Source organism: Lactococcus muris (genome assembly GCF_042849115.1).
Taxonomy (GTDB): domain Bacteria; phylum Bacillota; class Bacilli; order Lactobacillales; family Streptococcaceae; genus Lactococcus; species Lactococcus muris.
Map to the genome: position 1 here is coordinate 15,975 of NZ_BAAFQO010000002.1, position 15,666 is coordinate 31,640.

The window sequence follows — 15,666 nt, forward strand, 5'->3', positions numbered from 1 at the left end:
TATACCACTTTTAGAAAAGTTTTCTTTTGAAAAATTATTTAAAAACATAATTTTATTGTTGACAAGGAAATGAATTAAGTTTATAATTTGTATATACCAATTCGGAAAAGGAGACTCTCTCATGAAAGTTATCACTGTTAAAAATCAACTTGAAGGTGCAAAAGTCGGCTTTGACTTACTCAAAGAAGCTATGGACAATGGTGCTAAAACCTTAGGTCTTGCTACGGGGTCAACGCCAGTTGAATTTTATAATCAAATTGTTAAATCGGATCTGGATTTTTCAGATATGACCTCAGTAAACTTGGATGAGTATGTTGGACTTGATGGCTCTGATGAACAATCTTATCATTACTTCATGAACAAGCATCTTTTTAACGAAAAACCTTTCAAAGAAAACTTTTTACCAAATGGTAAAGCATTAGACTTGGAAGCGGAAGCGAAAGCCTATGATCAAATCATTGCTGAGCATCCTATTGATTTCCAAATTCTTGGTATTGGTCAAAATGGTCACATCGGTTTCAATGAACCAGGAACTTCATTTGAAGAAACAACACACGTGGTTGACCTCCAAGAAAGTACAATCAAAGCAAATGCACGTTTCTTCAAACATGAGGAAGATGTGCCACGTAAAGCTATATCTATGGGGATTGCTTCAATCATGACAGCTAAATCTATCGTTTTGATGGCTTACGGTGAATCAAAAGCAGAAGCAATCAAAGGTATGGTTGAAGGTAAAATCACGGAAGCTATGCCAGCATCAATCCTGCAAAAACATGCAGATGTTGTTGTTATTGCTGATGAGGCGGCAGTCGGTTTGCTGAGCAAATAATATATAAATAATGAGAGATAGAGTACTCTGACGCGTAAAATAACCTTATATTTTGCGCGATTTTTTATAAAGAAATAGGTGAAGAAAAAGCAGATTTTACTGGTGAAATCTGCTTTTTCTTCACCTAACAGAACATTTATGACTTTATATTAACACCTAAAACAGTCAAATGACCATTGGAAATCAATTTAACAATGAGATGCGCAAAATCACTTGATTTCATAGTACTTGACGAAGAAACCCACCATTTAAGTGTTCCAGCCAAGATAGAAGTAATATAGCTGATGACAAAATCACTAGGCACTCGTACATCATGTTCACGAATTTCCAGCTTATCGAAAAGCTCGGTATAACGCTCGGTTAATATCTCGATAAAGCGATTAATAATCGTTTGGTCCTGTGATTTATCAATCACAATCTGGGCTACCTCTGGATTTTGACGTACAAAATCGTAGAAGCGCGCCAACATCTCCTCGATATCGTTGACATAAACATCAGTGCCATCCACGGGATTTTGCTCGTCTAAAATTTTGATAAAGTCCAGTATAAAAGTGTCAATCAAACTGTCATAAAGATCTTGCTTGTCGGCATAATGGGCATAAAAAGTTGCTCGATTAATCATTGCAGCATCAGCAATTTCTTGAATAGAAATTTTTTCAAATTTTTTATTTCTTAATAAAGAAAAGAAAGCTTGTGTAATCATTTTTCGTGTTCTTAAGACACGTAAATCATTTATTTTAGCCATGTTAGTACATTTCCCCTTTACTTGTATCTTAAACAACAAAAATAACCTATTTGTTGTATATTATAGCCTCTTACAGTAATTTTTGCTGCTGTGAACTGTGTCAAATATTCTTGTCATTAATCATAATAGAAGGGTTTGAGTAATTGTTTTGTTATAATATAAATTAAATATTAAAAAAAGATACATTAAAGAAATTTTCGAGCGGGATTGACAAGATGAAAAAGATTGTTCTGTTAATTTTAGGATGTGCAATGCTAGTCCTGGCACCAAAAGCTGAAGCTGAGGAAGGACTTGATAATCAGGCAATGGATTTTAGTGCCCAAGCTATACCAAGCGAAGCCCAGAAGCAAAACAGGAAAGATTTATCTTACTGGTGGTTGGATATTAGCGATGAAAAAGAGTTCGTCCTCTACATTGAAATCACCAATGGTAAAGTTGAAAATACTTTTGATATATCTGCAAATCAAGCAATAACTAATGAAAATTTAGTTATTGACTACAGTTTAGAGAACAGGGAAAGTCAAGAATATTTGTATAGAGCGCCTTCTTTTGATTTTTACAAGAATGTGAAAATCGGAGAAGAGGGAACAAGAGAGAAAATAAAAGTTACTCTCGCACCGTATGAAAGAAGGCGTATCCCTATCACAATTTCTCTTTCTCAAGAGCTATCAGGTCAAGCTATAGGTGGTATTAATGTAAGTCGTCATACTAAGGAAGCAGAACGTACAGGGGGGATTCTCAATGTTTATAATAGAGCTTTTGCATTAGTGCTAGATACTGGAGAAGTACAAGCTTCCTCTTTAAAACTTTCTTTGGGTAAGTTAGAAGTCGCTGCACAAACATTACAGTTGATTAATCCTAATCACCGAATTCTTTCTGGTATTAGTGTGGATGCGGTGATTACTGCTGATTCAGGCGAAAAAGTTTCCGAACTTAAGACCAGACAAGGTGTTATTGTACCACAAGCAAAAATTACCCTTCCTTTGAATAATGAAAAACGGCTTGAACGAGGAGAGGAGTATAAGTTAAGTATGCGTGTGAAAATCCCAGAAGAGGAGAAGAAGCAAAGAATTGAATACACTTTAATAGTCGATAATGAAGATAATATAACAGCAGAACCAGTTCATGACCAGCCCCAAATTACGAAAATCTTTGTGATTGCAGCAAGTATTTTTTTCATTATCAGTTTGTTTTCCTTTGCTGTGTTTAAAGGGAGAAAAAAACAAACTGATAACTCAATGTAGAAGTACTGGTCTGTTATGAGACTGCACTTTTATAAAATGACGAATATGGAGATAGATGTGAAAAAATTTTTTATAGTTAGCATATCGCTGTTGATGACTTTAGGGATAATATTACCGAGAGACAGTGTGAAAGCAAGTCAGCTTGGATTTTCAGCCACGGCGAATGTTAAAGACCTAGATAATCGCGCAAGTGAGCATTCTTTTTTTGACCTTATTTTAGAGCCTGGGGAGAAGCAAACCGTTACAGTGACACTGAAAAATGATACTAATCGTGAGATGACGATAGAGCAAGATGTTACCTCTGCTACAACCAATATTAATGGTGTTGTTGAATATTCGCCTAACGACATTGAACCAGACGAGTCACTGAGGTTCAATTATGACGATTTGATTAATGCTGAGCGTGAAATTACCTTACCAGCGCATTCTGAAAAGACGGTTAATATTGAACTAGAAATGCCTAATGAGAAATTTGATGGTCAACTTGTCGGGGGTCTTACTTATCGTGAGAAAATCAAAGAGGAGGAAGTAGTCCCTTCAGATCAGGAAGGGCTTGCTGTGACAAATCGTTTTGCCTTCGTGATAGCACTCTTGATGCGTCAAAATAAAAATACAGTTGAGCCAGATTTAAAGTTGCATAATGTAGCTCCTGGACAAGTCAATTATCGCAATGTCATTAATGTCAACTTACAAAATCCTAAAATGACTTTTCTTAATCGAATGCATGTGAACGCCAAAGTACAAGGTATTGACAATCCCGACATTGTATATTCTGTCAATCAAGACCGTATGCAAATGGCTCCCAATACCAACTTTGATTTTCCGATTTCACTAGAGGGAGATCGCTTGCGACCTGGGCGGTACCTGATGACTATGACTGTAAATGGTACCAAAGATGATCAGGGGGATTACACAGCTACAAACAGAGAAGGAGAGGAGGTTACCTATCGTCATGAGTGGAGGTTTGAGCGCGAATTTACCATTACTGGAGCACAAGCCGATGACTTCAACGAACGTGATGTGACGATTGAGCCGGAGAATCGTTCATGGTTGAAATGGTTAATTATAGGCTTACTTCTTCTCTTGATATTATTGCTTATCTGGTTCATACTTTGGAAACGTCGTAAGAAGAAAGAAGAAGAGGAAAAAGCTAAGAAAGAGGCTGAAATTGCAGCACTTAGAGCACAGCTAGAAAATCAAGAGCTTCCTAAAATTCCAAAAGAATAATATTGTATACAATAAAAAATTAATAGTCTCGCATCCTCTACAGCAGGGGATTTCTATCTGTCACTAGAGAATATTCGAGGCTTATTATTTTGCCAAACTATTAAGAAATGTTAAGATATAGTTAATTGTATGTAAAAATAATTTTACATCTGCGGAATAAAAAGGAGGTTTTTGTAATGTTAGTTACATTATTGAAATCAACGATTTTGGTATTGCTAACTTTATCAATAAATACGACAGTTCCTCCAGCAGTTGCTACGACTTTGCCAGGAGCAGGAAGTACAACCAATACTGCAAAGATTATCTTTGAGAAAGATGATTTAATCGTTGGACCTGTTGATCCAGACAATCCTTATCAACCGATTATCCCAGAACAGCCTGGACAACCGACAGGTGGGCTACTTTCGATTGACTTTGTATCAAATCTTTACTTTGGACAAGGTTCTATTGATCGCATAGATCGTACCTACTATGCCCGTCCTATGCTTGCTACAATTTCCAAGAAGAATGGGAAAAAGGCGCAACAAGAGTTTTTTCCAAACTTTGTGCAGATAACAGATAGACGCCCTGATGTGGAAGGATGGATGTTGAGTGTCAGACAAGATGTGCAGTTTCGCTGGGTAGGGGCTTCACCTGATGTTACTGGTGAAGCAGAGGGAAGACCAGGAGACTTCTTAGCTGGTGCAAGACTCACTTTTTCACATGGACGTACAACAACTGGACACAATAGACCGGATGAGACTGTTCCGAATTATGCAGGCGGGGTGTCAACCATCCTAGTTCCGGGAGTTCTTTCTGCTCCAGTGCTTTCTGCGAATACGGGTCAAGGTAAAGGGACGTGGCATTATGCTGTGGGAAATCCCCTTCCACCAGAGATTACAGAGGACATGTTAGATGAAATAGAGGAAGGGGGAGGCGACTTCAGTAAGTTTATTGAAGCAGGCTATTATGACAACTATAGGATGGACAAGGGGCAAGCCCCTCGTTTTGGGCCAATTACTCTCCATGTGCCACGTATAACAGCACAACGTTCTGCCGGCTACCAGAGTTTATTCACATGGACACTTTCTGACGTACCTAGAAACTAAGAAGTAGCAGTGAAAATGATAAGAGAAGGAAGAACTATGAATAAAAAGATTCTCAAATATACTGTACTAGCATTAACAGTAATAATGGTGGCAGTGCATTCCGTGACAGTTTTGGCAGAGAACTCTGCATTGCCCAATTATCGTTCGTGGGGAGCCATTCAGTTCGCGCCAGGGAGTGGTCAAGTAGGACCAGTTGATCCAGACTTACCCACTTCACCAATAGAACCTGTTATTCCGCCAGGAATGCCTGCTCCACAACCAGGTACTCCTGGAGCATTATCAATTGATTTTGTTTCAGGTATTGTTTTTGGCCAAGGTGATGTTTCTACAAAAAAAAGAGTTTACTATGCTCGGCCCTTTCCAGCACATCGTCTTGATGAGGAAGGAAATAATATAGGAGAAGCCTTTGAACTTTTTCCAAACTTTGCACAAGTGACTGATCGGCGAGGAGAGGTTGAACAAGGTGGCTGGACACTTTCTGTGAGGCAAGCTCATCAGTTTATGTGGACTGCTCTTCTTGGCAATCCACCAGAGGAAACGACTGCTCAGGCTGGTGATTTTCTGATTGGTGCAGAGTTGAAATTTACCAGTGGCCATACTAGTGCTGATGCACCAGACCTATGGGTCGAGCCAAGCGAAGTAATCCCTAGTATCACACTTAATAATCGCTTTCAACCTGTCATCGTTGCTCATCCAGGCGAAGGTTTGATGACTTGGCATTACTCTGTAGGAACGGTAAGTGATTTAGCAGAATATACAGAAGAGTTTGCTCGTCCTTCCTTAGATGAAAACGGTGCCCCCATACTTGATGACGATGGAAATACCATCTATGAGACTGTGACGGATATTCCCGATGACAAACTTGAAAATCATCTTCCCGATTTATTTGAAAAAGGGTATTACGATATCTTTCGGATGGGGATTGGTGGAGGAGGTGAGTCTGGGAATCGCCCGCGTTTTGGTCCTATATCTCTCATGATTCCTGGTTCAACAGTACAGCGTTCGGCATCCTATATGACGTACCTGGAGTGGCAGCTTTCCCTTACCCCTGGAAATCCTTAAGACTTACAGGGCTTAAAAGAAAACATTAAAAACTGAGAGGAAAGAGAATGAGATTAAAGAAAACATTGAAAACGAGCTTTGTTTCACTCGTTGTAGTACAACCTTTCCTATCTTCTTCAGTAGAGGCAATGGAGCCATATGAGACAGGAGGAGGTGTTGGTTTTCAGCGTGGTACAGGTCTTATACAGCCTTTACATCCTGGACCTGGTGATTTAGCTAGACAGCCTATGAGCCCTCTTCCAGAGGAAATACAGAAGCCAAACAGAACATCTTCACAGGGTACAGGAAGTAGTCTAAGCATCGACTATGTCTCAGAGTTTGTGTTTAAAATGTACAGGGAGGATGGAGAAAAAGTATTTTATTATGCTCAGCCCCAGTATCTTAGGGATGAACACGGTCAGTCCACCATTACGCCTAATTTTATTCAGGTCACAGACCAACGTGGTACAGCTGAAGGCTGGACTTTAAAGTTACAAAAAACGATACGATTTTATGATGGAAACAAGCAGGCACTTCAAGCTACAGATATTTTATTGTACAATCCCGTAGTGGTTGGTTATCAACCTTCTAATCAGCCAAGAGCACCCTCGCTCTTAGGTCAAGGGGAAGATTCTGTAGTCATTGCTCAGGCTGAACAAGGCAGTGGAACGGGGACAACTACTATTCGTTGGGGGAATCATCTTGTCGAAATGGACTTATACAGTAAGAAGGGAGAAGTAAACACCGCCCTTCTTAATCGTGATGTTCAACTCCTTGTCCCAATCAGAACAAATCGCCAAAACCATACTTATCAAGCAACACTTACCTGGATACTCTCAGAGATACCGGGAAATTAAATATATATAATAATGATTCACTTTAAAAATAGAAGGGAAACACTATGAAGAAACAAGTCAAACTTATGTCATCATCAGTTTTGGCGCTTATTGCTGTAGGCATATTAGCACCGTCAGTTGGAGAAGTGGCAGAAGCAGCTGAAGTAGCAACTTATCCGGGTTGGGGAGCGGTTGGTTTTACTGAGGGAAGTGATATAACTGATCCAGTGGATCCGGAAGACCCAGAGCAACCAATTGATCCAGAAGAACCGGAAGAACCTGGACCTCCGACAGGACCTGCTACTCCAGGCCCACTATCGATTGACTTTGCCTCTAACTTCCACTTTGGCACGACAAATCCTATTTCAGCCACTGACCGAACTCTGTATGCACGCCTTCAACCTACGAGTAGCGGTAATCGACCAAATTATGTTCAAGTAACGGACAACAGAGGCTCGCTTGAAGGGTGGACACTACAAGTATCGGCGACAGAGTTTACGGTAGCTTCTAATGCTCCTCAACATGCGAATGCAGTTTTGGCAGGGGCTGAACTAAGTTGGTACAATGGAACAATAATGTCATCTTCTCCTAAACCTGCAAACGGTCATACTGAGGAGCATACACTTTCGTTTGCTCCGGGTGCATCACAGAATGTTCTCTGGGCCGAAAAAGATCATGGAACAGGGACAAGCCTTTTGCGTTTTGGTACAACCGATTTGGGAACTGACAAGGAGGATCCAGAACACGCGAGTACCTCGATAAGATTAATGGTTCCTGGCGGTGCAGCGCGACAAGCACTTTACACATCCACAATCACATGGAGCTTGCAAAATGTTCCGCCGCAACCTTAACGTAATATGGATTGAATCAAAAATCAGTAAACACTGATTTTTGATGCTATTGGGAAAGAGATTAAGAGTTAAACCTTGTCTTAAGGGAGTTGTTCTTCCAAGTTTTGACGAACATACTTAATCTTTTTCTCGATAGAGGATTTGAGAATAGGAGATAGAAAGGTGCTAATGTTAAAAAAATTATATTATGTAGGATTAGCTGCTTTGCTGGCAAGTGGGCCAGGAGAGCGGGCTATTGCTGCGGAATTTGATCCTGAAACACAGTTAGACGGCAGAGCCAGTGTGGACGTTTCTGCATCTGTTCCTGAGAATGAGCGTTTGCGCCTACTTAAAACACCAGATATTGACTTTGGACGAGTGACTTTCCATGATGAGTTAGTGGCCGATTTACTCTTTGAAGCCTCTGTTTCTAACGCCTTTGAAATCCTCAATATCACAGGAAGTGGTGCGGGTTTTCATGTTAATCAAAAATATTCTCATTTTACTGCAAGTTTGGAAAACGGCTCTGCTCCATATGTCTTACCTGTTCGCGCGATTGAACTCAGTGTTACAGGCGGACCAACTACGATGATAAATGCGACAAACTCTATTGCGTATGGACTCCTTAATCCTGAACAACCTGAACCAGAATATGGCCCCATCGAGGCCCGGGTTTTGACTGGATTACCTGATGCCAACGGCTTTCTAACTTCAGGTACTCTTCGGGCAGAAATGATTATTGATGGGAAACGTCTGGGCGAGATTGTACCAGAAGAAGAATATGAAGCGACGATCACCACAACGATCGTTTCAGGACTTTGAGAACACGTCAACATATTCAATATGTGTGGGGGATTTTAACCAATGAAAAAACACAGAAAAAGCTCATGGATGTGTATGGAATTGTCTATATTGTCCGTAAAAAAACTCATAGTCTTATCTGCTTTGGCTTTCGGGCTCTTATTCATGGCGAAACCGACTACAGCTGCAGTTTTAACTGGTGGTGTACTGGGAGAAGATGAGTTCGGCCGTCCGCAAGTCACTTTTCAGACCGACAACTGGCGGGATATGATGGATACTTACCTAAGTCCACAGTTAAATTTGGCACCAATAAATGAGGGGAGTTCCCCAACGATAAGGGCTAACTTTACTGCAGGTAATCATGGAACAATTCGCTTTGAAGTAACAGGAACTGTTTTTGGAAATAATGTTTGGTCGCAGATTATGGGAAATCAAGCTGCAGGAGGTTCGGTCAACCAAGATACCATTCGAGAAGGGCGGTCCTTATATATTGATGGTAACAGCAATACATTGTATTTTGACAATGATACGACACCAACAAATGGTAGTGGAGGTCGTGGGGATTCGAACGCACAGGGGACTGGAGGAGGTCCGCGTCGAGGCTGGTTTGCAGGTGTTCAAGGACGGACAAGTAACCCAATATCAGGTTCTGTTGGAGTACCAGCACAGTCAAATGATACAGTCACTATTACACCTGAAACACGCTTGACACTCGCTAATGCAACAGTAATCAATAGCATCACAGGAGGAGTTTTTCAAGCCCGGGGTCGTAATGTCAAGCCTACTTTTACATATAAAGATGTAAGATACATTAATGGTGCAGGTACTACCAGTGCCACACCAATCTATGCTCACTATGCACATATAAATTTCTCAGGAACAAACTATTTCCGAGTTTGGCAGTCTGGAACTGGGAACTTGACAGGAAGTGATAATCAGGGGGAATTTATAGAAGGCGGTGCACATGTGGAAGTCTTGGATGGTCACACTGCTCTAGACTACAATTGGGGGAATGATCAGCCTTTCTTTATGGAAGTGATCGATCGTTATCTTTTGAGATTGCATGAAGATGCTAAACTAACGATGAACTTAGATACTTCTTATGCTATGTACTGGAGTCGGTCTCAGAGTCATTCAATTCATAATTTCACATGGGATTTTCAAAAAAATTCTGAGTTTTTAGTCACGTCTACTGCACGGACTGGGATTACAGGACTTAATACATGGTTTCAGCATGGCGACTATAGAACTTGGGATTTTAATATGGCAGAAGGTGCTCGCTTTATCTCACACAACAGTTCACTTGTTATGAATATTGGTCGGAGTAATACGGGAGGCTTACCTGCGGGAAGCTCAGGTGGCTGGGGTGGATTTAATGGTGCTGTCCGGTGGAATTTTGGACCAGATAGTGAATTTATTATCAATAGTCCAGCAACTACACAAACAGCTAACAACGCCACCATAGCTGGAACACCAGGCGCAGGCTCAGAAATCGTTCTGAATAATGTCCGTTCATTTACGATAAACTCACGGAATACCAATACAGCTCAACCTGTTATTCATGCGAATGTTCGAAATTTTCCAATTCGTATTTTGAAAGAGGGGGACAGCTATGATCATGATAACAATCCCTCTACGTCAGAGCTTGTTGGTGTCGGAAATGGTTTGAGGACACACTTATCGACATATCATGAGCCTTTTGCTAATGTGTGGGATGGAAGTTTTGATACTGCTGATATCAATAGGAGAAACCTAGCTCAAACAGGAAACGATACCTTTGTAAGGGCAAATCATGGGACTATTATCAATATGACCAGTGTAGCAACAGGGGCTGGTGTACAGCAAGTTAACCTAGAGCCTAATAGGTTTACTGATGTGCAGAGGAACGCTCTACGGACCGCAGGCTATATTTCTTTCTTTAAGCCTCTGGGAGCCTTTATGCACCCGGACCTATCTAGTATGAATTCAACCTTTAGCATTGACCTAGCAAGCTTGCCTTTTGGGGGAGGCTTTAGCAACTGGTTAGAAAAAAATGAAACGAATCATCTTGTACTTGGGGATGACCGTGGACAAAAACCGAATTTTCATGTTACGGTAACCATGATAGAAAATAGATTTCCTGATGCCATTAAGTTTAGTTGGGTTGATTTTGAGGGGGAGCGAAGCAAGCCGCTTGAGTTAAATACTGCACACCCAGTGATTTCGATCACAGATAATAATCTGCCTAGTTTTGTTGAGGCGACAGGTTCTGGGACATTTTACAAAATCAACTTTGCTAAAGATAAGGGAGTACAGCTCCAAACACGGAATAGTCTTCGCTTAGGCCAAACGCATGCAGGAATCTTTAGATACTCCATTAATGATGGACCTGGACTTTAAAAAGAAGATTATCTTTCTGAAAGACCTGAAAAGTGGCGGAGGATTATGGAAAGAAAGAGTTTAAGACACAAGTTTTTCAAGCGCTTTAAGAATCAAAGTAATCGTAGTCGAGAAATTTATTTTTCTCGACTTTTTCATATAACATACAGCCATAATTCTCCCCTCCTTTTTTAGCAGACTTTGTATAAAGAAAACACTCCATCTCGTATAGGATTTTGGAGGATGTCAAACATCTTTGTCATAAGCAACGGTTTACTTTATAATGTTGTTTAAATGACATTAACTTGTAACTTGATGATTGAAAAATGAGTAATTAATGATAAAATAGACAATGAATAAGATAAGCAACAGCCTGTCAAATAGAGAAGGAAAAAATACTATGAAAAATTATAAGGCTGGGATTGATGTCGGTTCTACAACAGTAAAACTCGTTGTTTTTGATGAGGATTATCAACTCATTTTTAGCCGATATGAGCGCCATTTTTCAGATGTAAAAACCGCAACGATAAAAGTATTAAAAGAATTATTGGAAGAACGAGGCGAGTGTTCACTTGACCTAGCAATCACAGGTTCAGGCGGGATGGGGCTTGCAGATGTGATTGATGTGCCTTTTATTCAAGAAGTTATCGCAAGCTCGATTACTATCGAGAAATTTATCCCTGAAACAGATGTCATGATTGAACTTGGTGGAGAAGATGCCAAGATGACATTCTTTGATGCAGGGACCCAAGAGCTTCGTATGAATGGCACTTGTGCTGGTGGGACGGGAGCTTTTATTGACCAGATGGCAGCTTTACTTAAAGTAGATGCTGCGGGTGTCAATACATTAGCCAAAGACTATGAAAAAATTTATCCCATCGCGAGCCGCTGTGGTGTTTTTGCCAAAACAGATGTTCAGCCTCTTCTCAATGAAGGAGTACGCAAAGAAGATATAGCCGCCTCAATATTCCAAGCCGTGGTGAATCAAACGATTGCTGGGTTAGCATCGGGTCGTAAGATTACAGGGAAAATCGCTTTTCTCGGAGGACCGCTCTATTTCATGAGCGAATTGCGCAAGCGATTTATTGAAACTTTGGATATCGCAGAAGAGGATGTTATTTTTCCCGAAAATCCTCAACTTTTTGTGGCAATGGGAGCTGCGTTAGCTGAGGAAACAAGAACAAGTACGATTCGCACTTTAATAGACAATCTAGAAAATGACAATAGTGACAGCTTGATTCCGCAGGATACTTTGGATTGTCTTTTTGAAAATGAACAAGAGTTAGCAGATTTTCGAGTACGTCATGCTAAGGCAAAAGCAAGCTATAAAAAGCTTTCTGAACATCAAGGCGCAGCCTTTTTAGGAATTGATGCAGGATCAACTACCACAAAAATTGTGCTCATTGATGGCGAAGGACATATTCTTTTTGAGCACTATGGTTCAAATAATGGCGAACCTTTGGAGTCGGTCATTGCTGTCTTGAAAGAAGTCTATCGTTTACTGCCGGAAGATGTTTATATTGCCAAATCTACAGTGACCGGCTATGGTGAACATCTGATTAAAGCTGCACTCCGAGTCGATTACGGGGAAGTTGAGACGATGGCGCACTATAAGGCAGCGGATTATTTTAATCCTGGTGTCGACTTTATTTTAGATATTGGTGGCCAAGACATGAAAGCCATGCGTATCACTGACGGGGCTTTAAGCTCAATATCTTTAAACGAAGCGTGTTCTTCCGGATGTGGTTCTTTCATTGAGACCTTCGCTCATTCTTTGAAATATGATGTGCGTGATTTTGCCGAAATTGCTTTATTAGCAAAACACCCGGTAAACCTTGGTTCACGTTGTACAGTCTTTATGAATTCAAAAGTGAAACAAGTGCAAAAAGAAGGGGCGACTGTAGGTGATATCTCTGCTGGTTTAAGTTATTCTGTCATCAAAAATGCCCTCTATAAAGTCATCAAAGTCAAACGTCCTGAAGAATTAGGAACAAAGATTGTTGTTCAAGGTGGGACTTTCTATAATGAAGCTGTACTTCGTGCTTTTGAAAAAATCTCCGAACGTGAAGTTGTTCGTCCTTCTATAGCAGGACTTATGGGCGCTTATGGCTGTGCTTTGATTTCTCTAGAACAGGAAGAGTTTGGGCAAAAATCAAGAATTCTGAACTTGCACGATTTGGAAGCTTTCAGCACACAAAAAGAATTTATGGTTTGTGGCCTTTGCGAAAATCAGTGTAAAATGACGTTGACGGTCTTTAATGACGGCAGTAAGTTTGTTACAGGAAACCGCTGTGAGCGAGGCGCAGAAAAAGCAACACAAGTAAAAGTTGATAAACGTGAGAAAAAGGTCAATCTTGTCGACTATAAATACAAGAAGCTTTTCAAATACCGGAGTTTAACCAAGAAAAAACAGACAAGGGGAGAAATAGGTATTCCTCGTGTCCTAAACATGTATGAAAATTATCCGCTCTGGCATACCATGTTAACGGATCTAGGTTTCCGAGTAGTATTATCCCCTAAGTCTGATAAAGAACTTTTTGAAAAAGGAATTGAAACAATTCCTTCTGATACAGTTTGTTATCCTGCCAAGCTTTCACACGGGCATATTATGTCCTTGATTCAAAAGGATGTTCCGGCTATCTTTTATCCTTCAGTGCTTTATGAACAAAAAGAACAGGCCCAAGCAGAAAATAATTATAACTGTCCGATTGTTCAGTCTTATCCCGAAGTGATTCGTAACAATATTGATGAAATTCGAGAAGGGAAGGTTAAATACCTTCAGCCATTTATTAATCTAGCTGACCGAGAAGGTGTAGCAGAAAATGTCTATAAAGCTTTGCTTGCTCAAGGTTTTACTGTGGACTTGCCTGAAGTGAAAGCTGCGGTTTTCCACGGTTTTGAAGAAATGGAGAACTTCAAGCAAGACATTCGGGACAAGGCAGAAGAGTTGCTTATGCAGATTAACCTTAACAAGGAAAAAGCTATTGTTCTCTCAGGGCGTCCTTATCATTTGGACCCTGAAATTAATCACGGCATTGCCGACATTATTACGCAAGAAGGCTTTCATGTTTTAACAGAGGACAGCATTGCGCATCTCGAAGAAGTTGCTGGGCTGCGCGTTGTCAATCAATGGGTTTACCACTCACGCCTATATGCCGCAGCGCAGGTAGTGTGTAAAAATAAAAATTTGGAATTAGTGCAATTGAATTCATTTGGTTGTGGTTTGGATGCAGTGACAACGGACCAAGTGGAAGAAATTATGCGCAACCATAATAAGCTTTATACAGTCCTTAAGATTGATGAAGGGTCAAATATGGGAGCAGTGCGTATTCGTCTACGTTCACTTAAGGCGGCAGTAGCCGAACGCAGTCGACACGCTGTTGAAGAAAATATCCAGATCAAAGAAATTGTTGAAACACATCCGGTCTTTACAAAAGAAATGGCTAAAAAACACACGCTCCTCATGCCCATGTTGTCGCCGATTCACCAAGAAGGCTTGCTTGAGAATGCTTTTGAAGCTTCAGGATATAATGTGGTTGTGTTGCCGGAAACCCAAAGCTCGGTGAACAAGGGACTAAAATTTGTGAATAACGATTCTTGCTACCCTGCAATCATAACGATTGGTCAACTCATCGAAGCTCTCCAATCTGGCGAATATGACGTGGATAATACATCTGTTATGATGACCCAAACAGGTGGCGGATGTCGCGCAACAAACTATATTCCTTTACTCCGTAAGGCGCTTGTCGATGCTGGTTTTCCTCAAGTTCCAGTGGTGAGCTTATCCATGGGCAATCAAGGGACAGAGAAAGGCTTCAAGTTTACTGTGCCACTTTTGACTCGTTTTATGATTGCTGTGCTTTATGGTGACTTGTTTGAGCGCGTGGTTTATCGGACGCGACCTTATGAAGCTGAAAAAGGTTCAGTTAATGCGCTTCATGCGAAATGGTTAGCAAAAGCGCAACATAATGTTAAATCTGCCTCTATTTTTGAGTTCAACAAGAACATGAAACAGATAATCAAGGACTTCGACAATATCGAACTCCTTGATATTCAAAAACCACGAGTGGGCGTTGTCGGTGAAATTCTGGTTAAATACAGCAAAACAGCCAACAACGATATTGTGAGTATTATCGAAGAAGAAGGCGGCGAAGCAGTTGTTCTAGATTTGATTGGCTTTATGAACTATTCTTTATACAATCAAATCTGGAAAACCGATGAGCTTGGCTTTGCAAAGAAAAATAAATTGATGGCAAAAGCTCTACTCTCTATTATTAATATGCTGGAAAAACCGATGGACAAGGCTTTGCGAGCGTCGGAACGCTTTGAGGGCATTGAGTCTATTTATGAAATTGCGGCCAATACAGAAGGTATCCTTTCAGTGGGAAATCACACAGGCGAAGGCTGGTTCTTGACAGGAGAAATGATTGAACTCTTACAAAATGGTGTTCAAAATATCGTCTGTCTCCAACCATTTGGCTGTCTTCCCAACCATATCGTGGGTAAAGGTATGCTGAAAGAGTTACGTCGCCAATATCCGGGAGCAAATATTAGCCCGATTGACTATGACCCCGGTGTTTCTGCGGTCAACCAGTTGAATCGGATTCGTTTGATGATGGCAACAGCTAAAAAGGCGATGAAGAAAGAAGTAACCGTTTAAAATCAGT

Annotated in this window: 11 protein-coding genes; 10 read left to right on the plus strand and 1 reads right to left on the minus strand. The window is 40.6% G+C overall.

The features are described 5' to 3' along the window. Positions 1-121 precede the first annotated feature (121 nt). Positions 122-829, plus strand: a complete 708-nt coding sequence (gene nagB, locus ACGHCK_RS01280; protein WP_251421041.1) for a glucosamine-6-phosphate deaminase — start codon at positions 122-124, stop codon at positions 827-829. A 136-nt stretch (positions 830-965) separates the two neighbouring features. On the opposite strand, the gene ACGHCK_RS01285 is transcribed toward nagB, so the two are convergent. After that, positions 966-1,574, minus strand: coding sequence for a TetR/AcrR family transcriptional regulator (locus ACGHCK_RS01285; RefSeq protein WP_251421039.1), 609 nt, complete (start codon positions 1,572-1,574; stop codon positions 966-968). 215 nt (positions 1,575-1,789) lie between these two features. On the opposite strand from ACGHCK_RS01285, the gene ACGHCK_RS01290 reads away from it, so the two are divergent. From ACGHCK_RS01290 to ACGHCK_RS01330, 9 genes are all read left to right on the plus strand, one after another. Further along, positions 1,790-2,818 carry a WxL protein peptidoglycan domain-containing protein gene (locus tag ACGHCK_RS01290; protein ID WP_271328085.1) on the plus strand — a complete coding sequence of 343 codons (1,029 nt, stop codon included), beginning with the start codon at positions 1,790-1,792 and terminating at the stop codon, positions 2,816-2,818. Between the two features lie 57 nt (positions 2,819-2,875). Beyond that, entirely contained in the window at positions 2,876-4,045 is a 1,170-nt protein-coding gene (locus tag ACGHCK_RS01295; protein WP_251421035.1) for a DUF916 and DUF3324 domain-containing protein, read from the plus strand. A 176-nt stretch (positions 4,046-4,221) separates the two neighbouring features. Further along, the gene (locus ACGHCK_RS01300; RefSeq protein WP_251421033.1) at positions 4,222-5,133 is read left to right on the plus strand and encodes a WxL domain-containing protein; all 912 of its coding nucleotides are present in this window, start codon (positions 4,222-4,224) and stop codon (positions 5,131-5,133) included. A gap of 36 nt (positions 5,134-5,169) precedes the next feature. Then, positions 5,170-6,195 (plus strand): WxL domain-containing protein, encoded by a 1,026-nt coding sequence (locus ACGHCK_RS01305; protein ID WP_251421031.1) that lies wholly within the window; start codon positions 5,170-5,172, stop codon positions 6,193-6,195. Positions 6,196-6,242: 47 nt separating this feature from the next. Beyond that, positions 6,243-7,031: a WxL domain-containing protein gene (locus ACGHCK_RS01310; protein ID WP_251421028.1), complete on the plus strand. Its 789-nt coding sequence runs from the start codon at positions 6,243-6,245 to the stop codon at positions 7,029-7,031. A 44-nt stretch (positions 7,032-7,075) separates the two neighbouring features. Then, a complete protein-coding gene (locus tag ACGHCK_RS01315) occupies positions 7,076-7,861 on the plus strand; it encodes a WxL domain-containing protein (protein ID WP_271328084.1) in 786 nt (261 codons plus the stop codon). A 168-nt stretch (positions 7,862-8,029) separates the two neighbouring features. Continuing rightward, the gene (locus tag ACGHCK_RS01320; RefSeq protein WP_251421024.1) at positions 8,030-8,662 is read left to right on the plus strand and encodes a hypothetical protein; all 633 of its coding nucleotides are present in this window, start codon (positions 8,030-8,032) and stop codon (positions 8,660-8,662) included. Positions 8,663-8,704: 42 nt separating this feature from the next. Beyond that, positions 8,705-11,020, plus strand: a complete 2,316-nt coding sequence (locus ACGHCK_RS01325; RefSeq protein ID WP_271328083.1) for a hypothetical protein — start codon at positions 8,705-8,707, stop codon at positions 11,018-11,020. 379 nt (positions 11,021-11,399) lie between these two features. Continuing rightward, the gene (locus tag ACGHCK_RS01330) at positions 11,400-15,659 is read left to right on the plus strand and encodes an acyl-CoA dehydratase activase-related protein (protein ID WP_271328082.1); all 4,260 of its coding nucleotides are present in this window, start codon (positions 11,400-11,402) and stop codon (positions 15,657-15,659) included. The last annotated feature ends 7 nt before the right edge of the window (positions 15,660-15,666 follow it).

Coding starts and splice junctions, on each gene's coding strand:
- ACGHCK_RS01305 (WP_251421031.1), top strand. CDS start 5,170: ATGAATAAAAAGATTCTCAAATATACTGTACTAGCATTAACAGTAATA.
- ACGHCK_RS01300 (WP_251421033.1), top strand. CDS start 4,222: ATGTTAGTTACATTATTGAAATCAACGATTTTGGTATTGCTAACTTTA.
- ACGHCK_RS01315 (WP_271328084.1), top strand. CDS start 7,076: ATGAAGAAACAAGTCAAACTTATGTCATCATCAGTTTTGGCGCTTATT.
- ACGHCK_RS01285 (WP_251421039.1), bottom strand. CDS start 1,574: ATGGCTAAAATAAATGATTTACGTGTCTTAAGAACACGAAAAATGATT.
- nagB (WP_251421041.1), top strand. CDS start 122: ATGAAAGTTATCACTGTTAAAAATCAACTTGAAGGTGCAAAAGTCGGC.
- ACGHCK_RS01310 (WP_251421028.1), top strand. CDS start 6,243: ATGAGATTAAAGAAAACATTGAAAACGAGCTTTGTTTCACTCGTTGTA.
- ACGHCK_RS01290 (WP_271328085.1), top strand. CDS start 1,790: ATGAAAAAGATTGTTCTGTTAATTTTAGGATGTGCAATGCTAGTCCTG.
- ACGHCK_RS01330 (WP_271328082.1), top strand. CDS start 11,400: ATGAAAAATTATAAGGCTGGGATTGATGTCGGTTCTACAACAGTAAAA.
- ACGHCK_RS01320 (WP_251421024.1), top strand. CDS start 8,030: ATGTTAAAAAAATTATATTATGTAGGATTAGCTGCTTTGCTGGCAAGT.
- ACGHCK_RS01325 (WP_271328083.1), top strand. CDS start 8,705: ATGAAAAAACACAGAAAAAGCTCATGGATGTGTATGGAATTGTCTATA.